Origin of the sequence: Phormidesmis priestleyi ULC007, assembly GCF_001895925.1 — a bacterium.
Lineage (GTDB): Bacteria > Cyanobacteriota > Cyanobacteriia > Leptolyngbyales > Leptolyngbyaceae > Phormidesmis_A > Phormidesmis_A priestleyi_A.
In genome coordinates, this window is the sequence record NZ_MPPI01000001.1 from 278,159 (window position 1) to 304,242 (window position 26,084).

19 protein-coding genes and 1 tRNA gene are annotated in these 26,084 nt (G+C 49.3%); 11 read left to right on the forward strand and 9 right to left on the reverse strand.

Annotated features, from left to right (window positions below; all coding sequences use genetic code 11):
- Window positions 1-237: 237 nt before the first annotated feature.
- From BRW63_RS01240 to prmC, 5 genes are all read left to right on the forward strand, one after another.
- Window positions 238-1,353, forward strand: a complete 1,116-nt coding sequence (locus tag BRW63_RS01240) for a trypsin-like peptidase domain-containing protein (protein WP_073069085.1) — start codon at window positions 238-240, stop codon at window positions 1,351-1,353.
- A gap of 254 nt (window positions 1,354-1,607) precedes the next feature.
- Window positions 1,608-7,073 carry an AAA family ATPase gene (locus BRW63_RS01245; protein ID WP_073069086.1) on the forward strand — a complete coding sequence of 1,822 codons (5,466 nt, stop codon included), beginning with the start codon at window positions 1,608-1,610 and terminating at the stop codon, window positions 7,071-7,073.
- A 57-nt stretch (window positions 7,074-7,130) separates the two neighbouring features.
- Complete coding sequence (locus BRW63_RS29400) at window positions 7,131-7,256, forward strand: hypothetical protein (protein ID WP_262983507.1); 126 nt, start codon at window positions 7,131-7,133, stop codon at window positions 7,254-7,256.
- 654 nt (window positions 7,257-7,910) lie between these two features.
- Window positions 7,911-8,693 (forward strand): Tic22 family protein, encoded by a 783-nt coding sequence (locus tag BRW63_RS01250; protein WP_073069287.1) that lies wholly within the window; start codon window positions 7,911-7,913, stop codon window positions 8,691-8,693.
- A gap of 149 nt (window positions 8,694-8,842) precedes the next feature.
- Window positions 8,843-9,784 carry a peptide chain release factor N(5)-glutamine methyltransferase gene (gene prmC / locus BRW63_RS01255; protein WP_073069087.1) on the forward strand — a complete coding sequence of 314 codons (942 nt, stop codon included), beginning with the start codon at window positions 8,843-8,845 and terminating at the stop codon, window positions 9,782-9,784.
- Here prmC and BRW63_RS01260 read toward each other — a convergent pair.
- The 3 genes from BRW63_RS01260 to secD are packed head-to-tail and all read right to left on the reverse strand — an operon-like array spanning window position 9,747 to window position 12,531.
- Window positions 9,747-10,169 carry a hypothetical protein gene (locus BRW63_RS01260; RefSeq protein WP_073069088.1) on the reverse strand — a complete coding sequence of 141 codons (423 nt, stop codon included), beginning with the start codon at window positions 10,167-10,169 and terminating at the stop codon, window positions 9,747-9,749. The two genes, prmC and BRW63_RS01260, sit on opposite strands and share 38 nt — an antisense overlap.
- A complete protein-coding gene (gene secF, locus BRW63_RS01265; protein ID WP_073069089.1) occupies window positions 10,166-11,128 on the reverse strand; it encodes a protein translocase subunit SecF in 963 nt (320 codons plus the stop codon). The genes BRW63_RS01260 and secF overlap by 4 nt, the downstream gene beginning before the upstream one ends.
- The gene (gene secD / locus BRW63_RS01270) at window positions 11,125-12,531 is read right to left on the reverse strand and encodes a protein translocase subunit SecD (protein ID WP_073069090.1); all 1,407 of its coding nucleotides are present in this window, start codon (window positions 12,529-12,531) and stop codon (window positions 11,125-11,127) included. The genes secF and secD overlap by 4 nt, the downstream gene beginning before the upstream one ends.
- Before the next feature lie 150 nt (window positions 12,532-12,681).
- Between secD and hslO the strand changes: the two genes are divergently transcribed.
- Window positions 12,682-13,584 carry an Hsp33 family molecular chaperone HslO gene (gene hslO / locus BRW63_RS01275; protein WP_073069091.1) on the forward strand — a complete coding sequence of 301 codons (903 nt, stop codon included), beginning with the start codon at window positions 12,682-12,684 and terminating at the stop codon, window positions 13,582-13,584.
- Window positions 13,585-13,661: 77 nt separating this feature from the next.
- On the opposite strand, the gene BRW63_RS01280 is transcribed toward hslO, so the two are convergent.
- The 3 genes from BRW63_RS01280 to BRW63_RS01290 all read right to left on the reverse strand — a co-directional run bounded on the left by BRW63_RS01280 (window position 13,662) and on the right by BRW63_RS01290 (window position 15,484).
- The gene (locus BRW63_RS01280) at window positions 13,662-13,958 is read right to left on the reverse strand and encodes a tetratricopeptide repeat protein (protein WP_073069092.1); all 297 of its coding nucleotides are present in this window, start codon (window positions 13,956-13,958) and stop codon (window positions 13,662-13,664) included.
- Between the two features lie 148 nt (window positions 13,959-14,106).
- Window positions 14,107-14,733 carry a hypothetical protein gene (locus tag BRW63_RS01285; protein ID WP_223257259.1) on the reverse strand — a complete coding sequence of 209 codons (627 nt, stop codon included), beginning with the start codon at window positions 14,731-14,733 and terminating at the stop codon, window positions 14,107-14,109.
- Between the two features lie 28 nt (window positions 14,734-14,761).
- Window positions 14,762-15,484 carry a hypothetical protein gene (locus tag BRW63_RS01290; RefSeq protein ID WP_073069094.1) on the reverse strand — a complete coding sequence of 241 codons (723 nt, stop codon included), beginning with the start codon at window positions 15,482-15,484 and terminating at the stop codon, window positions 14,762-14,764.
- A gap of 229 nt (window positions 15,485-15,713) precedes the next feature.
- On the opposite strand from BRW63_RS01290, the gene trxA reads away from it, so the two are divergent.
- On the forward strand, window positions 15,714-16,031 hold the full coding sequence (trxA, locus tag BRW63_RS01295) for a thioredoxin (protein ID WP_073069095.1): 318 nt from the start codon (window positions 15,714-15,716) through the stop codon (window positions 16,029-16,031).
- Window positions 16,032-16,043: 12 nt separating this feature from the next.
- Here trxA and BRW63_RS01300 read toward each other — a convergent pair whose 3' ends face one another.
- Together BRW63_RS01300 and BRW63_RS01305 are read right to left on the reverse strand one after the other, a co-directional pair.
- Window positions 16,044-21,038 carry a translocation/assembly module TamB domain-containing protein gene (locus BRW63_RS01300; RefSeq protein WP_073069096.1) on the reverse strand — a complete coding sequence of 1,665 codons (4,995 nt, stop codon included), beginning with the start codon at window positions 21,036-21,038 and terminating at the stop codon, window positions 16,044-16,046.
- Window positions 21,039-21,283: 245 nt separating this feature from the next.
- Window positions 21,284-21,357: transfer RNA gene (locus BRW63_RS01305), tRNA-Pro, on the reverse strand.
- 101 nt (window positions 21,358-21,458) lie between these two features.
- Here BRW63_RS01305 and BRW63_RS01310 point away from each other — a divergent pair.
- Window positions 21,459-21,869, forward strand: a complete 411-nt coding sequence (locus tag BRW63_RS01310; RefSeq protein WP_219898271.1) for a DUF4332 domain-containing protein — start codon at window positions 21,459-21,461, stop codon at window positions 21,867-21,869.
- Window positions 21,870-21,923: 54 nt separating this feature from the next.
- Here the strand turns inward: BRW63_RS01310 and BRW63_RS01315 are convergent, their stop codons facing one another.
- The gene (locus BRW63_RS01315) at window positions 21,924-22,445 is read right to left on the reverse strand and encodes a GNAT family N-acetyltransferase (protein ID WP_073069098.1); all 522 of its coding nucleotides are present in this window, start codon (window positions 22,443-22,445) and stop codon (window positions 21,924-21,926) included.
- Window positions 22,446-22,674: 229 nt separating this feature from the next.
- Between BRW63_RS01315 and BRW63_RS01320 the strand changes: the two genes are divergently transcribed.
- The 3 genes from BRW63_RS01320 to BRW63_RS01330 all read left to right on the forward strand — a co-directional run bounded on the left by BRW63_RS01320 (window position 22,675) and on the right by BRW63_RS01330 (window position 26,082).
- Window positions 22,675-23,400, forward strand: a complete 726-nt coding sequence (locus tag BRW63_RS01320; RefSeq protein ID WP_073069099.1) for a hypothetical protein — start codon at window positions 22,675-22,677, stop codon at window positions 23,398-23,400.
- An 89-nt stretch (window positions 23,401-23,489) separates the two neighbouring features.
- A complete protein-coding gene (locus BRW63_RS01325) occupies window positions 23,490-24,347 on the forward strand; it encodes an alpha/beta fold hydrolase (RefSeq protein WP_073069100.1) in 858 nt (285 codons plus the stop codon).
- A complete protein-coding gene (locus BRW63_RS01330) occupies window positions 24,331-26,082 on the forward strand; it encodes an ArnT family glycosyltransferase (protein ID WP_073069101.1) in 1,752 nt (583 codons plus the stop codon). The genes BRW63_RS01325 and BRW63_RS01330 overlap by 17 nt, the downstream gene beginning before the upstream one ends.
- Window positions 26,083-26,084 lie beyond the last annotated feature (2 nt).

The following is a 26,084-nucleotide window of genomic DNA, read 5'->3' on the forward strand; positions in this document are numbered from 1 at the left end:
CAGGAGTTTTGGCATTACACAAAATCATTCTCATACCTGAAATCAGCAACGCCGAAGTCAGAAGACTTGAACCGCAATCAAGGGCATCAAATTGTCTTGAAAACATCGAGAGCTTGACATTTCTTTGTCACACGAAGTAATCACAATAGTAAATGTGAGCGTTGATCTCAAGGGAAATCCCGACCGCAACGATTCGGTTTTAACCATCCATCCATCCTTTTTCTGGATAATTCTGAAATGGCTGCTAATCATCTTCTAAAAAAGTCGATCGCTTCTCTCTCTCTAGTCTCAGTTGGCGCAGTGTCTGCCTTGATTGGAACGCAGCTTAACCCAACTAACGCTGTGCAGACACAGCCATTAGTGGCTCAAGTGCCTTCGGCTGTCGGCAATGGCGCTAACGCAAACTTTATTTCGGCGGCAGTTGATAAAACAGGGGCAGCCGTCGTGCGGATTAATTCTTCGCGCACGCGATCGTCAGGTTCAGGGCAAAGGGTTGCACGAGGCACTGGGTCGGGGTTTATTGTCAAATCAGATGGGTTAGTGATGACCAATGCCCATGTGGTTGATGGAGCCGATCGCGTCACTGTCAAGCTTAAAGATGGTCGTGAATTCACTGGGCAGGTGGTTGGCGAAGATAAACTAACCGATGTGGCGGTGGTCAAAATTCAGGCTAATAATCTTCCGATCGTGGCGATCGGCAACTCTGATCAACTGCGACCGGGTGAATGGGCGATCGCGATCGGCAATCCGTTAGGGTTAGACAACACAGTCACCGCAGGGATTGTCAGTGGCACCGGACGATCGAGTAGCGAAATTGGATCGCCCGATCGCCGCACCAACTACATTCAAACCGACGCGGCAATCAATCCTGGCAATTCGGGCGGGCCGCTCTTAAATCAAAGCGGACAGGTGATTGGCATTAACACGGCGATTATCGGCGGCGCTCAAGGTTTGGGGTTTGCGATTCCGATCAATAAGGCGCAGCAAATCGCCGACCAAATCATCGCTAAGGGATCGGCTGCTCACCCCTATTTAGGGGTTGAGATGACTGATCTGTCTGCGGCAACGAGAGAACTTCTCAATCGCGATCAAGACTTGGGAATCAATGTCCAGACTGATCGAGGAGCGCTGATTACCAACATCGTTCGCAATTCTCCTGCCGCTCAAGCAGGGCTGCAAAAAGGCGATGTCATTCAGACGATTAATGGTCGAGCGATCGCTTCCACCAATGAGGTGCAGCAAGCCGTAGAAGCGAGTACGATCGGGAGTGACTTATCACTTCAGGTCAATCGCAGCGGTAAAACAGTGACGCTTTCGATCCGACCGGGAGAGTTTCCGGTCAACGCGGGTTAATCGATCTTAAAAACAAAGATCTCCAACTTCTCAAAGAAGTTGGAGATCTTAAACTCAGCGATCGTGCCTATGTTAGACGCTACCAGAGAGGAACCTCTCTTAGGAAAGATTCATTGTTCGCTTTATCGGTGAATGATTAACAGGAATTGCACAAGCCAATTGAACCTACACTAGAGAAAAGCGTCGAAAAAGATTAGTCTATTCTCAACGCGAGAAAAAGCCCCTTATGTGGCGATCTTTAGGAGTTTCTGATTGTGGCGTTGACGTTACCTAACTGGTCGATCGAGGGTCTGCTGCAAGAGGGCGCAAAAGCCATCCTCTATCGCGGGTTTCGCATCGAAGATCAAACTCCAGTCATTATCAAAGGGTTACGTCCTGAGCGCTGCACTCCTCAAAATGTCGCCCAGCTAAAACACGAATATGCGATCGCTCGACGGCTAACCACATCAGCTACGATTCAAGCCTATGGGTTAGAGACTTATCAAGGTATTCCCTATTTAATCTTGGAAGATTTTGGCGGACGCGCACTCGATCAAGTCCTCAGCCGTTTTCAAGAGCCGATTCAGTTCTTAAAGATTGCGATTAAAATCACCGCAGCGCTGGCAGATATTCATCATCACAGCGTCGTTCACAAAGACATTAAGCCTGCCAATATTTTGATTAACCTCGACACCGATCGGGTTAAAATCGGCGACTTTGGCATTGCTGCGTTCATTCCCTATGAGCAGCAGATGGTCAGCAGTTCTGGCCAGATTGAGGGCAGTTTAGCTTATCTTTCACCAGAACAAACCGGGCGGATGAATCGTGGCATTGATCACCGCAGCGATTTCTATTCTCTAGGCGTTACATTCTACGAGATGCTTACGGGTGAATTGCCCTTTAATGGGAAAGACCCCTTAGAGTGGGCACACTATCACATTGCAAAATCGCCAACTCCCCTACAGCAGGTAGTTGCAACCATTCCACAAACGCTGTCAGACATGGTGCTCAAACTCATGTCAAAGGTAGCAGAAGATCGCTATCAAAGTGCTTTAGGATTGCAGTTTGATCTAGAACGATGTCTACAAGAATTAGAAACCACGGGACAAATTTCTGATTTTGTACTCGGCGATCGTGACGTTTCAGAGCGATTTCAGATTCCACAAAAGTTATATGGGCGAGAACCGGAAATTGCACAATTATTAAGCGGATTTGATCGCGTCGTCACACAGGCAACGCCCGAACTGATGCTCGTGTCGGGCTATGCTGGCGTGGGCAAATCATCATTGGTGAATGAACTGCACAAACCGATTGTGCGCGATCGTGGCATCTTCATCTCTGGGAAATTCGACCAATACAAACGAGGTATTCCTTATGCCACGATCGTGGAGGCATTTCAAACGCTAGTTCGACAGCTTTTAACAGAAAGTGAAACCGGGTTGGCACACTGGCAACAAACGATTCAAGCCAGTTTAGGAAACAACGGTAAGCTAATCACCGATGTGATCCCAGAAGTCGAACTGATCGTGGGCGAACAGCCTGCCGTTCCTGAATTGGCACCTGCCGAATCTCAGAACCGCTTTAATTTGGTGTTTCAAAACTTTATCGGTGCCTTTGCTCAGAAAGAGCATCCGCTGGCAATCTTTTTAGATGACATGCAGTGGGCAGACAGCGCCACGTTGAGCTTGATTCAAACCCTCGTCACCGGGTCAGCGCTGCGGCATCTCTACTTTATTCTGGCTTTTCGCGACAATGAGGTTGATGAAAGCCATCCGTTTCGATTAATGGTCGAAAGGTTGCGGCAAAGCGGAGCCAAAACAACTGACATTCGGCTAACTCCGCTCAATCTTGCTTACGTTAATCAACTGATTGCAGAGACACTGCACTGCAATCTCAAGCGATCGACCTCGCTGGCTCAGGTCGTGCTGCAAAAAACCGATGGCAATCCTTTTTTTGTCAATGAGTTTCTCAAGGCGCTCTATCAAGACGGGCAGCTAACCTTTGGCAGCACTGAGCAAACCTGGCAATGGAACGAGGCTGACATTAACGCGCACGGCATGACCGATAACATCGTGACGTTAATGGTCGGACGAATGCAAAAACTGCCGTCTGACACTCAGCAAGTGTTAAAGCTGGCATCGTGTGTGGGCAGTCGCTTTGACTTAGAGATGTTGGCGATCGTTGCCGAGCAGTCGCCGCGACAAATCGCCGATGCCCTACTCGAAGCCGTTCTCAGAGGCTTGGTTGTGATCACCGATGCCGAAAAGAGCTATCGATTTTATCACGATCGCATTCAGCAAGCGGCTTACACATTGATTGCTGATCAAGAGAAGCAAACCGTTCACCTCAGCATGGGTCGGTTATTGCTGAAAAGCATTGCTCCCGAACACTTAGAAGATCAGATTTTTGAAGTCGTTAATCAACTCAATCGCAGCATTAATTTAATCACCGACGCAACAGAAAAAGAAACGTTAATTCGATTAAATTTATTGGCAGGCAAAAAGGCAAAAGCTTCGACCGCCTATGCCCCAGCTCAAAAGCTGCTCTCGATCGCGACCGATCTGTTAACTGAGACCGCGTGGAGCGATCGCTATCACCAGACTTTTTTTCTATTCAAAGAGCGCGCCGAATGCGAGTTTTTGGCAGGCAATTTAGACCAAGCAGAGGCGCTGTTTGGCAATCTCCTACTTAATGCTCAATCTGCGCTCGATCAAGCAACGGTTTATATTCTTCAGCTACGGCTCTATCAGGTGGCGGGGCGCTATGAAGAAGCGTTAACCCTGGGACTAGAAGCGCTAGAGGTTTTTGGGGTAGATTTTCCAGAAACAGCCGAGCAGATGCAAGCCGCGATCGAGCGCGAAAAATATTACGCGGCAGTGAATTTGGGCGATCGCTCAATTAACAGTCTCATTGATGCGCCAGTGATTCAAGACCCAACTCTTAAAATGTTGGTGAATTTATTAACAGCGCTCGGCCCGATTACTTATTTTAGTAAGCCTAGCGTTTTTCCACTGATTGTATTGACGGCGCTGAACTACTCACTCAAGCATGGCAACACCGAGGATTCTTGCTTTGCTTATAGTATGTATGCAATGTTGCTGGTTTCTATTTTTAGTGATATTCCTACGGGTTATGCATTTTCTGAAATGTCGATTCAATTAAATGAGAAATTTAATGATTTAAGGTTAAGAGGAACCGTTCTGCACATTCACGGAAACCATATTAATATTTGGTGCAATCCCATTACGACTAGCATTTCTTATCTCGAACGGGCATTTATCGCCTGTGTTGAGACTGGGGATATTTCGATGGCAAACTACACTGGGTTTCAAGGCGCTTGGCAAATGGTTGAAATCGGTGCCTCGATCGTAGACACAGAGCAATCAATCCTCAAGTACGCGAGATTTGCTCAACAGTCAAAACATCAGGCCGCTTATCAAACCATTCGCCTAGAGCAGCAGCTACTAACCAATCTACGCGGGTTGACCTACACGCCTGAGACGCTGAGCGACGACGACTTTAATGAATCTAAAGCGTTAGCCACGATCGCGGAAGCCGGGTTTGAGAGCGGCATCGTTTTCTATCACATCATTAAAACGATCGTGTTTTTTACGTGCGATCGCTATTCAGATGCGTTGAATTCGGCGCATCAAGCTTCTCAGTTTTTGCAAGCAGCGTTAGCGTTGCCGATTCAAGTCAATTATGTACTCTATCATTCGCTAGTGTTAACCGCACTCTATTCGCAATCGTCTCACGATCAACAAATCAGTTCTTTAGCAATCCTTGAACAACATCACCAGCAGTTGCAGTATTGGGCAAATCACTGTCCAGCAAACTTTTTGCACAAAGCGAAATTAGTCGCGGCTGAGATTGCTCGTATTGAAGGGCGCGATTTAGACGCAATGCACTTATACGAGGAGTCGATTCAGTCAGCGCGTGAACATGGATTTGTGCCATATAAAGCGTTAGCCTATGAGCTTGCAGCAAAATTTTATCTCGATCGCTTATTCGACACGATCGCCAAAGCCTATCTCGAAAATGCTCGAAAATGCTATCAGCGATGGGGCGCGATCGCTAAAGTTAATCATCTCGAAGACCGCTATCCGACACTGCTGCCAAAACCGATCGTCAACTCAAACGAGACGTTTTTGAGCAGTAACGATCAGCTCGATTTCTTATCCGTTGTCAAAGCGTCACAAACGATTTCAAGTGAGATTGTGTTTCCTAAATTGCTCAAGACGCTGATGCGGATCGTGATTGAGCAAGCAGGGGCAGACATCGGTTATTTATTGCTTGGCTCTGAGCAAACGTTAACGGTCTCGGTTGAAGCGAAAATTAATCAAAAAGACACGATCGCTGTCTCACAAATTGCTCAGGCTGAGAACGCACAAATTACGCCTCAGTCAATGCTCAATTATGTGCAGCGCACTCAAGAAACGGTCATTTTAGATGACGCTACTAAAACCAATCTATTCTCAGAAGACGATTATATTATTCAACATCAGCCTAAATCAGTTCTCTGTTTACCGATCGTCCGTCAATCTCAGTTGCTGGGCATTATTTATTTAGAAAACAATCTGATCACGGGCGCATTCACTCACGAAAAGCTGATGGTGTTAGAAACCCTCACTACGCAGATTGCGATTTCGCTAGAAAATGCTCGCCTTTATCAGGGGCTTGAAGACAGTCAAGAACAGCTTAATCTCGTCCTCAAATCGGCTCAGATTGGCATCTGGAGTTGGAACATTCTCGCCAATCGCTTAGAAGGTGATGATCAGGTGCATCTACTCTTTGGTCTGACAGTTGAGACCTTTGACGGCACGACGGTGATCAATCAGGTGCATCCCGACGATCGGGCGGCGCTTCGACACTCGGTGCAGCGCGCGATTGCTGAAGGCACTGAGCATGATTTAGAATCTCGCATCGTTCGGGTAGATGGAACGATTCGATATATTGCGGGTCGCGGTCGCGCCTTTTTTGACGAAACCGGAAAAGCGACCCGGATGAGCGGCGTAGTCATGGATGTGACTGAGCGCAAACAGGCAGAAGAACAGCGCCTACAGCTTCTGCAAGAGCAAGCCAAACGAGCCGAAGCAGAAACCGCCAACCGAGCCAAAGATCAGTTTCTAGCTGTGCTTTCTCACGAACTGCGAACGCCCCTAAACCCGATCTTGGGCTGGGCAAAACTGCTGCGATCGCAGAAACTCGATCCCGCAAAAACTGCTCAGGCACTAGAAACGATCGAGCGCAACGCCAAACTGCAAACTCAACTGATCGAAGATTTGCTCGATGTCTCGCGGATTATTCAGGGCAAACTGCATCTAAACATTGCGCCTGTCGATTTAGCTTCAACGATCGCCGCCGCTCTCGAAACCGTTCATCTCGCCGTCGAAGCCAAATCGATCGACATTCAAACTGATCTCCATGCGATCGGGCAAGTCTTAGGCGATGCCAATCGGCTTCAGCAAGTTGTGTGGAATCTGTTGTCAAATGCGGTGAAATTTACGCCTACGGGTGGAAAAATTACGGTACGTTTAATGCAGGTCGATGGGTTTGCCCAACTGCAAATCAGTGACACTGGGCAAGGCATTCTCCCCGAATTTTTGCCCCACATCTTTGAAGCTTTTCGGCAAGCAGACAGCACCAGCACCCGTGCCTATGGAGGACTCGGACTCGGACTCTCGATCGTACGTCACATCATCGATCTGCACGGGGGCACCGTCACTGCCGAGAGTTTATAGCGGTTCCCGCATGAATGAAGTACATCAGATCCTTACTGCACAGGCATTATAGATGCGATGCCGTACCTCACTCTAGTGAAAACTGCTATAGGCGAAGCTCAGGGCACAACGTTTACGGTGAGGCTGCCGTTCGTGAAAGCCGGAGGTGATTTAAGCGACTCGATCGCTCAACAGCTTGGGTAAATTTCAGGGCGATCGCCTTGCTTTGTCGTCAGGTGCGAACGGTTAAGATGCCGCAACTGAGTCAATTGGTGCTAGACTTTCCAAGTCTTGGAATCAGTCATTGACTGACATCAACTCACCCAGAAACTGCGCTTTTGCTGAAGGGTCAGCACGTTCTGGAACTATCCACCATTCAACCCTGTCACCCATTGCTGAGGCTCCAACCCTGTCAACTTAGAAACGCAACCCAGTTGTAATTTTGAGTCTGCTAAAGATCTGAGTCGATCGGTGAGTGTGATTTCATCAGTTCATGCGTTGATCAAATCCAGCCGAGCGTTGCAATCGTTGAATAAGAGGAGTAAAACCAGCAAAATGAGGAGATTAGCCTACTATGTCAAAGCTAAATTGATGTCAGTTCGACAGAAGCAGTTTGCTCCGAACAGCTTTGCTGAGCCGAAGGCAGTGTGAATTCGGGAAGCCCCCTAAATCCCCCAATTTTGGGGGACTTCAAGATAAATTTTTCGGTTCAAAGTCCCCCAAAATGGGGGATTTAGGGGGCAAAAGCCGCTGACAACGAAGCGAAAAAAACCGTCGAACTGACGTTAAATTGATTTGACAGATTACTCCCTCATTTTTACCTGAGTTTTGATGTCGTTTTTAATGCTAGGAGCAAACATGAAATCATTGATTCGTTGGAGTGCTACGGTTGGTTTAGTTGGAACGACGATCGTCGGTTCTCTATTGGGAGCGGGTCTGCGAGTGCTGGCATTAACCCCAGAGCAGATCGTGCAAAAGCTACGCCCCGTGCCAATGTTTACGATCGCCAATGCTCAAGGTGCGCCTTTGGTGGCTTCTCCTCCTAATGGTCAAAAGGGTGCCCCCGTTGCCGGAGTTTTTGTCAGCCAAAGAGACGCTCAAGCGTTTTTAGAAACGCTGAAAAGCAAAAACCCTAACCTGGCGAAAGAAGTCAAAGTAGTGCCAGTGTCACTGGCAGAAGTCTATCAACTCGTTCAATCAAACCAGGGCAAGCCCGATCAGCTAGATTTTGCCTACGTGCCGACCAAGCAGCAGTTAGCCTCGGCGGTCGCAGTGATGAAGGTATCAGATAAAAAGGTCACTCAGTTTAACGGCACTCCGCTGTTTGTGGCGCGGGCTGGCAAAGAAAAGGGATTTCTCACCATTCAGCAGGGTGACAAGTCGGTGATTCCAATGTTCTTTAACAAAGAAGAACTGCAATCGCTGCTCGATCGCTTCAAACAACAGCAACCCAATCTGGCTTCTAGTATTGACATTCAAGTCTTTCCGCTAGAAGGCGTAGTCGAAGCGATGAAAAAGCAGAACGACCCACAGCTCGACAAAATTGTGTTGATTCCGCCGAGAGAGTCGATCGAGTTTGTGCGATCGCTCTCACCGCAAGGCAAACCTCAAACGGCTCCAGCAGCGCAGCCCAAGAAATAGCGGACGGGTTCACATTGGGTAGGGGCAATCCCCCCGTGGTTGCCCTCCGTCCGGGGTAGGCACCGGGGCGCTACCCCTACAGTCATTCCTTCTTTCTGCAACGCCGAAATAGCGCTGTCTCACGGGTCATTCTTAAAGAGCAAAAACAGATGACCTGTGAGATTTCTGGATTAGACCTATGGCAGTGGCGACAAGAAGCTCAAACTTCTGCGATCGCCGCTGCCATTTTGCCGTCTGAGGTTGATTGGCTCTTACAAGAATTAGCAGGACTCGATCGCTTATCGCTGCGGCTAGAATCTTTTAAACATCAGCCTCGAATCACCTTAAAGATTCCGTTCTCAGAATTAAAACAACGCTGGCGACAACGAGTTGAACAACGAGTTCCGATTCAATATTTAGCGGGTGCGACTCCCTGGCGAAACTTTACGCTCACCGTTTCTCCGGCGGTGTTGATTCCTCGCCCTGAAACTGAGCAGTTGATTGACTTCGCAGTAGCGGCGATCGTTGCCAATCCAGATCTGCAAACCGGAGCGTGGGCAGATTTGGGCACTGGCAGCGGCGCGATCGCGATTGGTCTAGCCGAGGCGTTACCCTACGCGATCGTTCATGCGGTGGATCAGAGTCGTGAGGCATTGGCGATCGCGCAACAAAATGCTCAAAAGTTGGGGTTTGGCGATCGCATTCAGTTCCATCAAGGTAACTGGCTAGAACCTCTAGAATTTCTCAAAGGCAACCTGAGCGGATTGGTGTCGAATCCGCCTTATATTCCCAGTCAAATGGTGCGAGAACTTCAGCCAGAAGTCACCAACCACGAGCCACACCTCGCGCTAGACGGTGGATCTGATGGGTTGGATTGCATTCGTCACCTCGTCACAACGGCTCCTGAATATCTGCGTTTTGGTGGCGTTTGGATAGTTGAAATGATGGCAGGTCAAGCAGATGCCGTGACTCAATTACTCAAAGATCACGGGAGCTATGGCAAGATTCAAATTTACCGAGATTTAGCAGGGGTTGAGCGATTTGCAACGGCGATCGTCACTCACCAACACGGCATCATTCTGGATAAACCCATCTCCATAACGGATGGCTAGATCCTTGCTCACGAATCTTGAGCACCTGTTTCTCTAATCGCTGCTGCTCCACTTTGGGCAAGCCTACCAAAATGTTGCGGCTCTGCCAGACGAGAACGGCGAGAGTCATCGCCACACATAGCCCCAAACCGATCGCGGGTAGAGGCTGAAAGACTATCGCCCAGCGTACCGCCGCCCAAGTGAAATAGTCTTGAAGCAGCGAAATAGGATAGCGCAAACTCCAGAGGCTCACGCTTCCCACTGTCAGCCACAGTCCCAACACCGTCAGCCATCTGCCGTAGACCGTTACCTTATGGAGTCGCTGCACAGCCGCCTGAAAATTTGGGTCTTTTTCGGGCAGCGCGATCGTCAATTCTGACTCACCTGGATGCTCTCGATCGCTCATGGCTCTATGCTATTCACTGGCTCGGCTGACCCCGAAATCGTGTTTCCAGTCCGTTCTCGCCAGAGTGCCAGCAAAGTGCTAGCGATAAAAATGCTGGAATAAGCCCCCATTGTGAAGCCGATAATCAGTGCCAGAGCAAAGGTTTTCAGCGTTTCTCCCCCAAAAAAGAAGAGGGAAAGTAGCGTCAGCAAAACCGTCAGCGTGGTGTTGATCGATCGCGTCAAAGTTTGGTTGACCGCATCATCAATTACATCGTCAATATGGCGACCGGGATTCAATGCGATCGTTTCTCGCACTCGGTCATAAATCACTACCGTATCGTTAACCGAAAATCCGACGATCGTCAGCAGTGCCACGATAAACAAACTGTCTACTTCCATATTTAGCACCAGCCCCAAAATGGAGAAAATGCCGACCGTGATCAGAACGTCATGTAGAAGCGCGACGATCGCAAACGCCGCATAGTCAAGCTGAAATCGAAAACTGAGATAGATCGCAATGCCCGCAAACGAGACAATCAGCGCCAATAAACCAGACGAGAAAAGCTGTTTCCCTAGCGTTGGCCCAACGGTATCAATTTGAGTAGTTTTGGGATTAAATTTACCCACTTTTTCAGATAAAGCGGCTTGTAGTTTCGATCGCTGGTCAACATCTAAAGTCACCGTGCGAATCGAGACGGCGCGTTGCTCTGATCCGACGATCTGGACGCTGCTGCCGCCCAAGCCCTGGGCATCGAGCACCGATCGCACCGCGTCTAAATTGATCGGCTTGTCGCAATTATTAGGCTGAGTGCAGTCGAGTTCGATTTGCAGCCGAGTGCCGCCCACAAAATCTAAACTCGGACGCAGCGGCGCGCCAATCTGCTTCCAGGAAATCAGCATTGCAATGATGCCCGCAATAATAATCGTTGCAGAAATCGTCCACCAAATCGCCCGTTGGCGAATCACTTGCAGTTTCATGAAGCGACCTCCGAAGTTTTTGCGGGTAGGTTGGGGCAAAACAGTTCTGGTTTGCGGAGTCCTTGAACGCCTAAAGACGCTAGTAGTAGAGTGCGGCTACAGGTCAGAGCCGTAAACATACTGATGCCCACACCCAACGCCAGCGTTAGGGCAAATCCTTTCACCAGTCCTGCACCGAGCCAAAACAGCGCCCCACACGCGATTAAAGTTGTGACGTTGCTATCGAGAATGCTAGAAAAAGCGCGGAAAAAGCCAGCTTCGACCGATCGATACAGGGTTTTTCCAGCCCGCAGTTCTTCACGAGTGCGTTCAAAAATCAGCACGTTGGCATCGACTGCCATGCCAATGCTAAGAATGAATCCGGCAATTCCCGGTAGGGTGAGCGTCACTCCTAACAAAGTGAAGGCAGCAAAGGTGAGCAGCGAATAGATGACGAGCGAGATCGAGGCGATCGCCCCCGGCAACCGATAATAAATCACCATAAACAACAGCACTAACATCAAACCGCCAATGCCTGCGTAAATGCTGCGCTGAATGCTATCTCGTCCTAAGGTCGCTCCCACAGTGCGGTTCTCAATGATCTCGACTGGGAGCGGTAATGCACCTCCGCGAAGCTGCACGGCCAGGTCATTCGCTTGTTCGGCGGTGAATCGCCCGGTGATGGTTGCGCCGCCGCCAGTGATGCCCGTCTGAGCAAACTCTACGCCCACACTGGGGGCGCTAATCAGCCCATTATCCAGAAAAATTCCTAAACTGCGTCCGGTGCCTGCTAGATTTTTGGTCAGCGTCGCGAATTTCTCGCCGCCTTCTTGATCAAACCGAATCGCCACACTCCAGCCATTTGAGTTTGGCGACGTTTCGGGAAAGGCATCTTTGAGATTCTTACCTGTGATGCCCGACGACTCAAACAGAGTGCCAATTTTTTGATCGGTGGCTTTGAGTTTGGCTTGGTTATCGTCGATCGCCGCCTGATCGCCTGCTTTTCTCAATTCAGCTTGTTTGGCAACCAATTCTTGACGATATTGCTGCTCGATCCCCAGCCCTGCTTCAGTTCCAGGCTTTTGAGCTTTAAATTCGAGTTGAGCCGTGCCGCCAAGAACCCGCTCGGCTTGCTGCGGATCGCTGACTCCGGGCAACTGCACCAAAATTTGGTCGTCACCCACCGTTTGCACAACAGGCTCAGACACGCCCAAGCCATTAATTCGTCCTTCAATGACGCGCTGAACGGCTTCGAGTTCACGCGATGTAATTTTTTTAATCTCTGCGGTGGGCTTCACCTGAATCGTTAACTGTGAACCCCCTTGCAAATCCAATCCTAGCCGCACTGGCACCTTGACGATTACGAAGATCGCGACGGCAACCAAAGCCAGGATGAACAGTAGTAATGAACGCTGCCTTGCCATACTGAAACCTGTTGTGACAAACGTTATGATAGCGCTTTGTTAACGCCCTCGTGCAGGTCAGTCACGATAGCTCTTCCTCATTACCTGCGGAGGAAGCAGCAAGCCTTCTAGAATAGAGACAGAACTCGTTAAGAAATGTAAGGTTTTTTCATGGCTGATCAGTTAATCAGAGCAACTGCGGCTGACGGAGGCATCCGGGCTGTGGGAGTAATTACGACTCGTCTCACCGAGGAAGCGCGACAACGGCACAAGCTTTCCTATGTCGCGACGGCAGCGTTAGGTCGAACGATGGCAGGTGGGCTGCTGTTAGCATCGAGCATGAAGCGGGCAGAATCGCGGGTGAATATTCGGATTCGAGGCGATGGTCTGTTAGGCGGGGTTTTGGCAGACGCGGGGCTAGATGGCACGGTGCGCGGCTATGTCGATCGCCCAGAGGTTGAGTTGCCACCCAATGCTAAAGGCAAACTGGATGTCGGCGGCGCGATCGGGCAAGATGGCTATGTCTACGTCGTCCGAGATGTGGGCTATGGCTATCCTTACTCCAGCACTGTCGAGCTAGTGTCGGGTGAAATTGGCGACGATCTGACCAATTATTTAGTGAACTCTGAGCAAACCCCATCGGCGCTAGTGCTGGGCGTGTTTGTGGGGGCAAATGGCGTGACGGCAGCCGGGGGAATCTTAATTCAGGTGATGCCAAAAGCGGCGATCGACGATGAGCTAGTTGCCTTACTCGAATCTCGAATCGAGTCTCTACAAGGGTTTACGCCACTGCTGCAAGCGGGTAAAACTTTGCCGATGATCTTTGAAGATTTGTTAGGAGACTTAGGGTTAGAAATTCTGCCAGAAATACAGATGGTGCGGTTTCACTGTGGATGCTCAGTCGATCGCGTGTTAGGAGCCTTAAAGCTGTTAGGCGAAGTAGAACTGCAAGACATGATCGAAAAAGACGAAGGAGCGGAGGCAATCTGTCACTTCTGCGGCGAAGTCTATAAAGCGGATAGCAATCAGTTGACTCAGCTAATCGGTGAACTAAAGACCGATTCTGGAAGTTAGACAACCGCAAACGGAGGGCATGGCGATCGTGTTGTGCCCTTTGCCAAAAAGTATTTATGGGTCGCTTCCAGAATGTACTACTGGTCGAAGTCTCCCGCTTTGATGCCCTCTCGAATATCCTCTGCAAACCTCAACATAACCTGAGCTTTGTCAGGTTCTCCTCTAGCATTAAGCAAATCCGCAGCTTTCTTTATATCTTCGATCGCTTTTAGGGGCTGATTGCTCAAACCGAAAGCAGTCCCCCGATAGCAGTAAGCCTCAAAGTAGTCAGGATTCAACTCAATCGCCTCGGTGAATGCAGCAATTGCCTCTGTATTGTCTTGATCTACTCCTGTCAACTTGCGTCCACGTTCTACAAGATCTTGAGCGTTCATAGATGGTAAATTTTGGCTGTACAAATCTTGAGCATCGGCAGCCCTGTAAGGGACTGCTGATGAACAGATAGCAGTTACATAAGCTAATGTAGCGATTGAACGTAGAAATCTGCAAGTCAACTTCATCTGATTTCATTCCTAATTTAGTTTAAGACAGTGTTTTGTAGAGATAATCCATGCGTTCAATTTCAGTTGGCATGAGATTCTCAATATGCAGGGTTACTTGTTGAACCTTCAAAGCGCTGTAACGCATTTTGAGAGCAGGAATATAGGCATCTTGCTCACGAATAAAGTTTAGTGTGAAGGTGTAAGCATCCTTAATGTCTTTAGCTGTAAATCCACGTTGTGATTGAAATTCAAGATTGCCATCTCTGTCATATTCTTCAAAGCGAAGTCTTTCGTCTAGCCTGCCTTGATTGCAAAACAAGTATCGAAACCAGCCGCCTGTATTGCTTCCTACATAATCAATCACGGCAGCAGACAGCAGATCTGAAAGTGACAGGGCATCGGCTTCTGATAACCGCATAGGATGAGTGTGACCAAACGGCTGGCATACATAACTCCAAGAATGCCCTCGAAGCTTGAAGATGAGAGTGCCTTCATTGGATGGAACTGATTGACCATAAGCATTGGGTATCCAACCATCCCACGGTTTTAGCTGAGTCAGAGCTTGAGCGACTTCCTCAACGTCCGCTTTTACTAGAATCAGCACGATATTAATATCAATAGACTCAATACCTCTGCTGACTTCCAAGGAGGAGTTATCAGGTTTCATCAAGAAAATGCTCATAGTGACAATCTAATCAAGGTCTGACTCTTCCGGGAGAACCCGGTGGAGACGGGAAAGGAAAGCTTATGTTTAAGATGTATACCTCAGGGTTTACCACAATAGCTGCACCCATCTGAAGATTATTTTCCGTGGGTAGGACATCAGGGATCTCACAAGCGATTGTGTGAAGAATTCCCACACCTTGCACAGTGGCTAAGAGTCGTGTTTTCTTGCTGATCGCCTTCACATCTGATGTTGTCATGAAAACAATTGCAGGCACAAAGCTTCCTTCACTCCCTGCGGGGCTATGTTCAAGTGCATCTAAAAAACCTAAAATTTGATATTTTTGGTAGCTCGGCGGTAAGCGAGTGCGCCGCACTGCTTTTGACTCGTAGAACACACTATTTGAATGGATAAAAGTCTTTAAGGGAATGGCAGTAATCGTAATCAGGGGTATTACGCCATCCGGCACTACGTTAGCAATACCAGCCTTGGCTCGTCTGTCCGCAGAGAAAAAGAAACGATTGTTGTGTGGAATTGGGAGACCTGGTCTAACTGTCTCTAGCGCGAAATCCTCAAATCGCAATTCGACATCGTTTGTTCCTATGCCTACTGCACTGGCGATTTCTTCAAGCTTGACTTTAGTTAAGGGAACCTGATCTGAATTAGCACAGCTTTGGCCATGAGAAACGGCAGCAGAAAGAACCAGTGAACTGAACGTTCCCAGGAATAGGAATGCACGATGGAGATGCGTCATAATTGCTCAGTACAAGTGAAACTTTATACTTTTACAGCTTACTTGTTCTTTTTTTTACATTTCTTCCGTACTGGCACTGATCATTCGCTTGTTTCGCCCATCCCCATCTCATCGTCGTGAGTATTTAGCACAAAATAGGTTTTAAAACCCAAAATTTTCTAACGGTTGGTTCCGAAATTTTATCTAGGCGCTAGGCTTAGAGAACCCCTAGAAATGAAGGTATCAAAAAATGGTCGCTAAACAGGAATTTGGCAGTTTTCAAGAACTACTCTCGACCTCTGAAGTGCCGCTAGTCGTCGATTTCTATGCGCCTTGGTGTGGCCCCTGCCAGTTAATGGCATCGATTTTAGAGCAGGTCAACGACGAGATGAAGCAGCAGATCAAAATCGTCAAGATCAACGTCGATAATTACCCTGATTTAGCAAGTCAATATCAGGTTCACGCCTTGCCCACAATCGTTGTCTTTAAGCAAGGACAACCCGTGAAAAAAATTGAGGGCGTTGTGAAATCGCAACAACTCGTTCAACAACTGCAAGCGATCGTTTAGTCTGGCTCGTTTCTAAAACCGCGCTTCATACTCCACCACAGCGCGATTGTCTCCAGAGAAGTCAGTTGAGCTACGCAAAAGCAACTGATCATTAATGCGATAGACAATCCCGACTTGCGTTGGCTGATCAGACGTTAAAACTCTCAAGACCGAGGCAGACAGATTTTGGGTGATATCGACCCCTAATTCGGCTGCAAGACCCAGAGTCGAACTGCCTCTTCGCTCATTGTTCAGCACCGTCGGAAAGAGACGAAACTCACCAAACCCCAGGGCATTGCCAATAAACCCTTGCACATTGGTTAAGAGCGCAGACCCCGCAAGGTTGGCGATGCCTAAAGTGCTATCGCCTCGACCCAGAGTGTTGACAAAGCCGCCGCCAATTAGCCCGATAATCTCGTTTTGACTTCGACTAGGGCTGCTCGTCAGTTCTAAATTGTCAAACAACTGACTGGCAGGCCCCGTCACGACCGCTTGAACGCGAACTGTTTGCAGGGCCCCTAAACTGGTTGCCAGCAGCGAATCATCGCGCACTTCACCCGACGCATTTCCGGTCGAGATGCGGTTGCGGGTGACTTCGGGCACCGAAGCAATGAGACGAATATTAAGCGTGGGATCAAGCCCTTGCCTCCGCCTAAACTCTGCGGTCTGACGATAGCCTCTTGCCAGCACAAACTGAGTCGTGAATAGGTTGACCTGCCCTGCCGTCAGATTAATCACGCCTTCGGGCTGAAGATTGTTGAGCGTGCCGTTAACGTTTAAGCTGCCTCTGGCGAGGAAATTGATGATTGGGGCACGAGTCACCCGGACGCGATCGGCCAATTCTAATTTCAAATTTCTAAACTCGACGGATGGCTCTGCTTGAGCTTCGCCCGGTGCCGCCGTTCCGCCTGCTGTAGCAGCTTCATCTGAGAGCAACACCTGCCCATCGGTTAAGCGAATCTCGCCGCCAATTTTTGGACTGAGCGCAGTTCCGGTGACTGCGACATTGCCGTTTACGCCCCCTTGATAGATGCCTTTGAGGTTGAGCGCAATCTGATCGAGCGAGACAGCAAGCGGTTTAGTGAGATCAGGATCGTTAGCTTCTAGCGCCGAAAAAATCGGCAACACGCCCTGCGCGACGACTTGCCCCTTGCTGAACTGACCTTGCAGAGATTCAACATTGATGCGATCGTTCAAAAATCGAATCGTGCCGTTCACCTCAGTCAACGGTTCGGGCAGAGCTTGAGCGGCGATCGTGGCGTTGGCAATCGTGGCAAACCCAGTCACCTTGGGCTGCAATAAGGTGCCGTTGACTTGAACCTGAACCTGTCCGGTGCCGCCTTGCCACGCGATCTGCGGAGTCAGCAGATTTAACAGCGTTAACCCTTCGTTTTTGACATCAAGGGTCACATTAATCTCATTGCTGTCAGGAAAAACGGTGGAAAAGGGCAGTTTAATCGGAATGTCTCCCGCAATGCGGAGCGGTTCAGGACTCGAAATGTTGATGGTGCTGCCAAAATTTAGCCGAGCGTTGGAATAATTAAAACTGCCCGTCGCTGATTGAATGGGCGTGCCGTTGAGATCGCCATCTGCCAGCGTGACTTCTCCGATCGCAAAGGGGTTATCGGGTGTGCCTGACAGCGTAGCAGTACCGTTAAGGTTGCCGCTCACGCCCAGAGGCAGCGGATAGAAATTATTCAGTTGCTCGATCGGCACGTTAACGACTTGCAACTGTCCCGATTGTTTTTCGCCCCCTAAACTGCCAGAGAAACTAATAGATGACTGCCCCGACTTAAGCTGCAACGGCAGCAGAGTGATCACGCCATCTTCAAAGCTGCCTCTGATGATCGCTTGTTCGGCGCTCAAGACTCGATTTGGGTTTTGCCTCACTTGATTTTGATAGACTTCCGCAAACGCAGGAAAAGGTCGCCATTCGACGTTTTGCCCCTGCAAGTCAAATTCGGCTTTGACTCCGGTTTGCAGAGATGCCGCAAAGCTGATGGTGCCGTTATAGATGCCGCGTACGTCTGCTAACTCTGGAGTCGTCAGGTTTTGGCGTTGATTAGCCACCTGAACCAGCAGGGCGTTGATTTCAGAAAAGCGCCGCAGTTGATCCAAAAGCGAAGATTGAGGCAACCCAACCGGAACCGGAGTTACTTCTGCCGCACTGGTATAAGTCGGTGCCTTAAATCCTCTTGAAAAATCGCTTATGTAGAAAATTTGCAGGGTTCTGAGAACATCTTCAAGGTTGCCCTGGGCGATCGCGACTTTGCCTTCAAACCGGGGACTCGATCGCAAATCTAAATTGCCTGCCAGAGTATATCGACTGTTGCCGTTCTGCAAACTCGTCTCCGCAAACCGAATCACCTTGCCGTCATTCACAAACTGGGTTTGAAGGCTCTCACCCTTAAATGCCCCGATGCGCGGGTTAGCCACCGCTAGTCTGCCATCAATCACTTGAAGGCGATCGGTGTCGATATTTAAGTTGCCAGAAAGTTGCCCCCCTAGCGGGTTCAGCCGCGCCAGTTCTACACCGGGAATAGTCAAGCCGTCTAGCGGCACCTGCTTCAGGTCAAGGCTGAAAACATTGCCGCGCGCTATGCCGACTATGGTTGCTTCTCCCCGTATAACATTGAGCGAAATGGGCTTGAAATTGGGATTGAGCGCGAGGGCGATGCGATCGCGATTTCCCCTCACGTCGATACTAAACCCCTGAGTCGGGGTGAGCCGCAGATCGCCCGCGAGAATGGGGTCAAACGTGATGCCATTGAGCGACAGCCCTCGCACGGTCACATCACTGGCTACGCTAGGAGCAGCCGGGGTGCCAGTTAGCCTGCCAGCAAAATCGACGGAACCCGTTAAGTCAGTCACCGGAGGACGAGGAATCGGTAAGGCGGCGAGGTTATAGTCGGTAGCTCTGATGTTGAGATCCAGCGCCGTGATTTCCGGGGTTCCTTCCAGGTTGGCAAAAATTGAGCCATTGGCGCTAAACCCAGGAGCCGTCGCGTTTTGAAGATTGATTTTACGCCCATCCCACTGAAGTTGAGCGACGATCGGCTGGGTGATCAGTGAGATGCCTTCTGACAATCGCACCTGTCCAGCGGCCCGAATCGCAGACGGGTTAAAGGAATTCACCGATCCAGTTAGGGCAACATCGCCGCTTAATAAACCGCGCAAATCGGGTGAAAAGCGATCGAGTTGAACGCCTTCTCCCTGCACCTGAGCTTGCCAGCGCCCAGCATTTGAAGCGATTTGAGCGTTGACAGTGCCGTTACCCTGGGTGAGTTGTGCCTTCCCAGTGGTCTGAATATCGGCTAACTGAAACGAACTCGTCGAACCCGACAAATTGAAGTTGCCGCTCACCAATCCCTGCACTTGTGACGAAAATCGACTGGCTTGAATGCCGACTGCCTGCACGGTTCCTTGCCAGCGATCGCCGCTACTTCGAGCGTTTGCGGTCACGGTGCCGCCTGCGACTTGAGCCACCACGTTTCTTAAAAAGCGCTTCTCCCCGACGATCGCGACTTCTCCAGTCGTAGGATAAGTGGCTTCGGAAGCTTGAAACTGGGCAACGGTTTGGACATTCTCGATCGCGCCAGAAATTCGGGCTTGAGCGTTGACTCGTCCGACGGTGATGGGCGGTGCGGTGCCATTGTTATAGAGCTTCGCGATTTCATCACCCGGCACGTTCGTCGCCCGAAAATTTAGGTCGAGCGATCGCGGTTCACCCAAACTGGCTTGTCCTTTACCAACGACCTGCCCCCCGACTGTAGGCGTTGCTCGAATATTCGTGACCGCTAAACTCAGCGCACTGGCATCGAGTTTGAAATCAGCGCTAACCTTGCTGAGAGCGACGCGATCGAGCTTGGCAGGTTTTGTGTTAGTGACCGTTCCAGTCAGAATCGGCTTTTCTATCGCGCCCGTGATCTTTGCGGTTGCCTGAACTTCACCCGACGCAGAAAACGGAAGCTGAATCGCAAACGTTTTGAGAAAATCTTCAACTTTGACGGCTTTGACTTTCGCGGCCAAATTAAAGCCTTTTTTCGTGTCAACCGTCCCGTTTGCCAAAAAAGGGATTTTGCCGAGGGAAGCCGTGACTTTCTCTAGCGTGATTTTCGTTCCGTCTAGCTGGAGGTTTCCGGCAGCGCCAGTAAAGACTTGAGGCAGTTCTGGCACTCTCATCGTTACGTCTTTGAAATCTGCCGTTCCGGTTACTAACGGCTGATCGTCTCCTCTCAGTTTGACGTTAACGTTCCCATTCACGCGACCTTTTTCAAGATCGATCGGAAGTTTAACTAAGCGATCGATCTCCGATACGAGAAAATCCTGTCCTTGAATCTGTAAATTTGATTGCAATTTCTGATCTCGGAGCGTTTCACCTTTGAGATCAAAACTGCCTTCATTGGCAGAGATTCCGCTGGCTTCGTAGGCAAAACGACGATTGTTATCCGCCGGTCTGAGTTCTCCTGCCACCTCTTTGAGCGTGATCGGCATCCGTTTGTTTCCCCGCTTAGGGGCGGGAGACAACTCCACTTGGGCATCACTTAACCGCAGTGCATCAAGCTGAGTTTTAATAAATCCGGTGTCTTCTTGCTCTTTAATTGCGGTAGAAATCCAGACCCCATTTTTATCTTGCTCAATGTAGGCGGTCGGTTTAATCAGCGTCACATCTAACTTTAAAGTGCGACTGAGCAAAAGCTGAATCGGATTAAACTGAACCTCAACGGCTTCAACCGAGGCATGATCGGGGTCTGTTGCCGTTGCCGGAATGCCACTTTTGCCAAACCGCAAACTGTTGAGTGAAAAGCGTTCAACCTTGCCCAACTCAACCGGACGATCGAGCAATTCCGTTAGATTGGTCTGCACGAGGGGCGCTAACTGCTGATTGACGAAAACGTTGGCATACCAAATTCCTGCCCCAACGCCCACCACAGAAGCAACCCCTATCGGAATGGCAACGCGAGAAAGCAGCGATCGTCGTCTTAGTGGGCTAGGAGGCGGGCTACCTTGCTCAGGGGAATTCGTCATGTATAGAAAGGTGGAAGAATCTACATTAAGCCTCTATATAGTTACCACACAGCCAATTGTTTGTTTTAACAAATTTCTATAGAAACGCACTGAAATGGGACTCAACCGAGTTTGAGCGAGGTTAAGCTGACGACGCGATCGTGACACTACAGCAATCTCATTGCAGTTGTAAGAGTGGGAAAGGCTTCCAGCCTGTACGGGCAAGATGCCCATCCCACAATTCACTTAGGATTGTTTGAAATCAATCGGGATGACAGGATTCGAACCTGCGGCATCCTGCTCCCAAAGCAGGCGCGCTACCAAGCTGCGCTACATCCCGTTACTCGCCTAATCAGTATAGCTTGCTTTTTACCACTGAAGAGATCGACTTGAAAAGTCCGCTAGACTAGTACTCTGTCAAAGATAAATTGGGGCATATTTGTGAAAACCACCTCAGCCGATTGGTCGATCGACCAGCTTCCTGGCTTAAGCACCGACGACCACAGCCGCTTAATAACCTGTGGCATTCACACAACCCTACAACTGCTGCAACAGGGCAAAACACCAGAAAAGCGAGGCATTTTAGCCAGTCAGCTACAAATTCCGATTCGCCATGTCAACAAGTGGGTGGCGCTCGCAGATCTGGCAAGAATTCCCGGCGTGGGCTGTCAGTATTGTGGCTTGTTGCTACACGCAGGGGTGGCATCACCGACACAACTTGCCAGAACGCCGCTCGATCGCCTGCATCGCCAAATGCTCAAGCTGCAAGTCGCAACGCTACAACGTCGAGATTTATGCCCTGCGATCGGCGAGGTCGAACAGTGGAGCCAACAGGCACGGGTGCTGTCCTAGCTCAAAATTCTTCTCCACTACGTATTCCTGCGATCCAAAATAGGGAACCTTTAGTTAGTCTGGATACCAAAACATTCCTTTGATTCCCTCTGGGTCAGACATAAAACCTAGATTACGATAAAAATTAACGACTTGAGGATCGGCAAAAAGCGTAATGTTGCTAATGTCTTCGCCGCGCAACTTCTTAATCATGTATTTCATCAGAGCTTTACCCATCCCCTTCCCTTGGAAATCTGGATGGATGACGACATCCCAAATCGTGGCGTTGAATGCGTGGTCAGACGTAGCACGAGAAAACCCAATCAGTCGCCTTTGTGCGCCTCGCTGTTCCCACATTGTGACGACGAGAAAACTATGCTGAATGGCTTTTTTGACCTTTCGCAGGGGGCGACGCGACCAGCCGACCGCATCACACAACTCTTCTAGCTCATACAGATCAAGATCCCGTTCGGTGCTAAAGAAAATGCGGTTGGTGGTGCGATCGTCGGTCTCATCGCCGACATAGCGATCCATTGGGGCTGCTTTTGAGGCAGCAGGGGCATCAGTACCACTAAATAAGCTCTTCCAGAAACCCATGCAAGCGTGTGGTGAAGGTAGTAAATATGAAGCAGTACTAGATAGTATATCGCTCGGACTCTCTCACGACCGCTTCCTCAAAGGCAGCAAATGATTTCAGTTAAACACATGCTTATAAAAACAAAGGCATTCATTCCGATTTGTAACAATTTGACGCTAAGTTGCTCTGATAACCCGCGGCTTTCTTTTCTTTCCTCTATTCTCTTATAGCGAAGTCTCCCTGCACCCTATGGCTCCGGGCTTAAAACCAACCACTCTAGAACTGTTAAAGCGCTTCAATCGGGCGTTCCCCCAGTTTTATGAGCAATTTGTCAGTAGCGAAATTCAACTACAAAATCTTCGGCTCGCCTACCATCTCTATAAGACGCGTCAAGCTGTCATTGAGTTAAAAGCAGAAGGAAGCAAAAGCGCCCTACACTTTGCCTATCGCAATCAATCTTTTTTGTTGAGCGATATTTTCGGGGTGTTAGCTGCTTATGGTTTGACGATTCACAGCTTGAGTTTATATGGGCAAATCTACCCGCCCATGCTGGTTTTTATCAAGCTAATTGTGTCTCGAAGTGGCAAAGCCCTGACCGATAAAACTGCTGAAAACGTCTGTCGAGCAGTTCGAGAGGCGTTAGCGGGGCGGTTTGAGGTGGAAGAAATGTTAGCAGTCGAGTTTAACCTAGATGCTGGATTAGAGCAAGTCGAAGCCGAATTTTACGTCGATCCCGTGTTTCATTTGCCTGCGTTATTGATCGAGGCTGACAACCAGCCAGGGCTATTTTATAAGGTGATGTATGCGATTTGGCAAGAAGACTTACTAGTCGTTAACGCAAATTTATTGGTTTGGCGAGGGCGAACGCGATTAATTCTTTATCTTCTGGGCCCGAATGAAAGTTTGATCCCTGAATATTTGGGGCAAAAAATTGCAGAAGGGGTGAAGCAGCGACTATTGGGAAGGAGATTTTAGGGTTCTAGGATCAGGATTCTGAAGTCGGGTCAGCATAGGGCAAATGACTCAGGACAAAAAGCGAATCTGCTTCAGGGTAGGATAAAATCATGCCTACTATTCACGTAATGGGTTCGCCGCACACTTATGACTTGACGGCTCCCACAAATTCATCTGAGGTTTTGGTTTTCATTCATGGCTGGCTGTTGAGCCGCAATTATTGGCAGCCTTTGATTGAGCAATTGGCGATCGAGCATCAGTGTCTCGCTTACGATCTGCGCGGGTTTGGTGATTCGCAGCCCTGCCAGAGTGAGGCGGGCTATAGTTTGCAGGCATACGCGCAAGATCTGGGCGAGTTGCTCGATCGTCTAGGTGTTGAAACCGCCTGGTTAGTCGGTCACTCTCTAGGGGGGAGTGTGGCACTGTGGGGAGCCGATCTACTGCCCGATCGCGTCAAAGGGGTAATCTGCGTGAATGCGGGGGGCGGAATTTATCTCAAAGAGCAATTTGAGCGCTTTCGCAATGCTGGCAGGCAAATTGTCAGATTGCGCCCTGGCTGGTTAACTCAGGTGCCGTGGCTCGATCGGTTGTTTGGGCGGGCAAGTGTGGTCAAGACGCTCGATCACACTTGGGCAAGACAGCGTTTAATCGATTTTGTCGCGGCAGATACAAAGGCGGCACTAGGTTCATTACTAGACTCTACAACCGAAGCCGAGGTGCATTTGCTGCCTCAAGTGGTGGCTCGACTCAAGCAGCCCGTCTATTTTATTGCTGGGTCTCAAGATCCGATCATGGAGCCTAAGTATGTTCAGCATCTCGCCAGTTTCCATCACTTATTTGGGTGCTGCGGCGACAACGTGTTAGAAATTGCTGACTGTGGACACATGGCGATGGTTGAGCAGCCCGGTGAGGTTGCCGATCGGATTCGACTAATCCTTAAGGGTGAAGGGCATGAAGGGGAGGTTTGAGCGCTCGATCGCAGCCATCGTTAAGTCTGGACGATCGCGGCAAGTTGCCCATTTTCTGCCGATTTTGTGGATCTTGCTGCTGAGTTGGCTAGTTTTGTTTAACCACTTGGGCAGCACGGGGCTACTCGACGAAACCGAGCCTCTGTTTGCAGAAGCCGCTCGTCAAATGCAGGTGACGGGAGACTGGATCACGCCCTACTTCAATGGAGTGACTCGATTTGACAAACCTCCGTTGATCTATTGGTTGATGGCGATCGCTTATCACACGATCGGGGTCAACGAGTGGGCGGCGCGATTGCCCTCGGCCATTTCAGGAACGCTATTAATCGGGTTCTGCTTCTACACTTTGAGGTTTTTTGAGAATCAACTCAAACCGCACACCGTACATCTCAAAATCCTGCCCTTTCTGGGTTCTGCCATTTTTTCCCTAAATTTGCAAACGCTATTTTTTGGCCGATTAGGCTACTCAGATATGCTACTGAGTGTGTGCTTTGGTGGAGCATTGTTTAGCTTTTTTTTGGGGTATGCCCAACCTGAGAATCCTAAAGTTCAGACTCGTTTTTATCTGGCATTTTATGGATTGTTAGCGCTGGCAGTGTTGACCAAAGGGCCAGTGGGCGTAGTGTTGCCGGGGACGATCGTGCTGATCTTCTTAGTCTGCGTCGGCAAAGTCCGGGAGGTTTTACGAGAAATCAAGCTCGTGCCAGGAATTGCGATTTTCTTGGCTCTCAGTGTGCCGTGGTATGTGCTGGCATATCTACGAAATGGAGAAAGTTTTGTTAATTCGTTTTTTGGCTACCATAATTTAGAGCGATTCACTCATGTAGTCAACCAACATCAAGGTGCCTGGTATTTTCACATTTTGATTGTGCTAGTCGGCTTCTTTCCGTGGTCGATTTATTTGCCTGCTGCGATCGTTCATAGCTTCCAACCCCGATCGTGGCGACAGTCACCACGATCGAGCCATTTAGGGTTATTTGCGCTGATCTGGTTTGCAGTTGTGCTGGGGTTTTTTACGATCGCGGCAACAAAATACATCACTTACACGCTGCCTTTAGTTCCGGCGGCGGCTATCCTCGTGGCACTGTGGTGGCACCATCAGATGCAGCAAGACGCACCAAAATGGGACTTAAAGCTGAGTGTGTATGTCAGCCTTGGGTTGTGCATCACGCTGGCGGCGGTGACGTTCTACAGTCCTCATTGGTTAAATGGCGACCCTTCGATGCCTCGTTTAGGGCTGCGAATGCAAGAAGCTGGACTGCCGCAAATCGGCTTTTTGATTTGGCTAGGTGGCGCGATCGCTGGCACTTTTTTGATTTTTGGGCGCAAGATGCGTTGGTTTTGGGCAGTCAATCTGGCGACTTATGCCGCGTTTATTCTGTTTTTCATCACGCCATTTGTGGGAGTTCTAGACACAGAACGTCAACTTCCCTTGAGAGAAGTGGCTCAGACGGTAATTCAGGTCAGACAGGCAAACGAACCGATCGTGATGGCAACCGATTCTTTTGAGAAGCCAAGTCTGGTTTTTTACACCCAACAGCCGATTACTTTTTTTAATCGCTCTGCAAAAATTAAACCTTATTTAGAACAAGTTCGTCAACAAAAGACACAGCGATCGATCCTCATGGTGACAACACTCAGCACGTTAAATGAGGCAAAAATTTCGCCCCAAGCTTATCAACTGCTGAAACAAATTGGCGTTTATCGGGTCATTCGTTTTTTGGTGTCGAGCTAGTG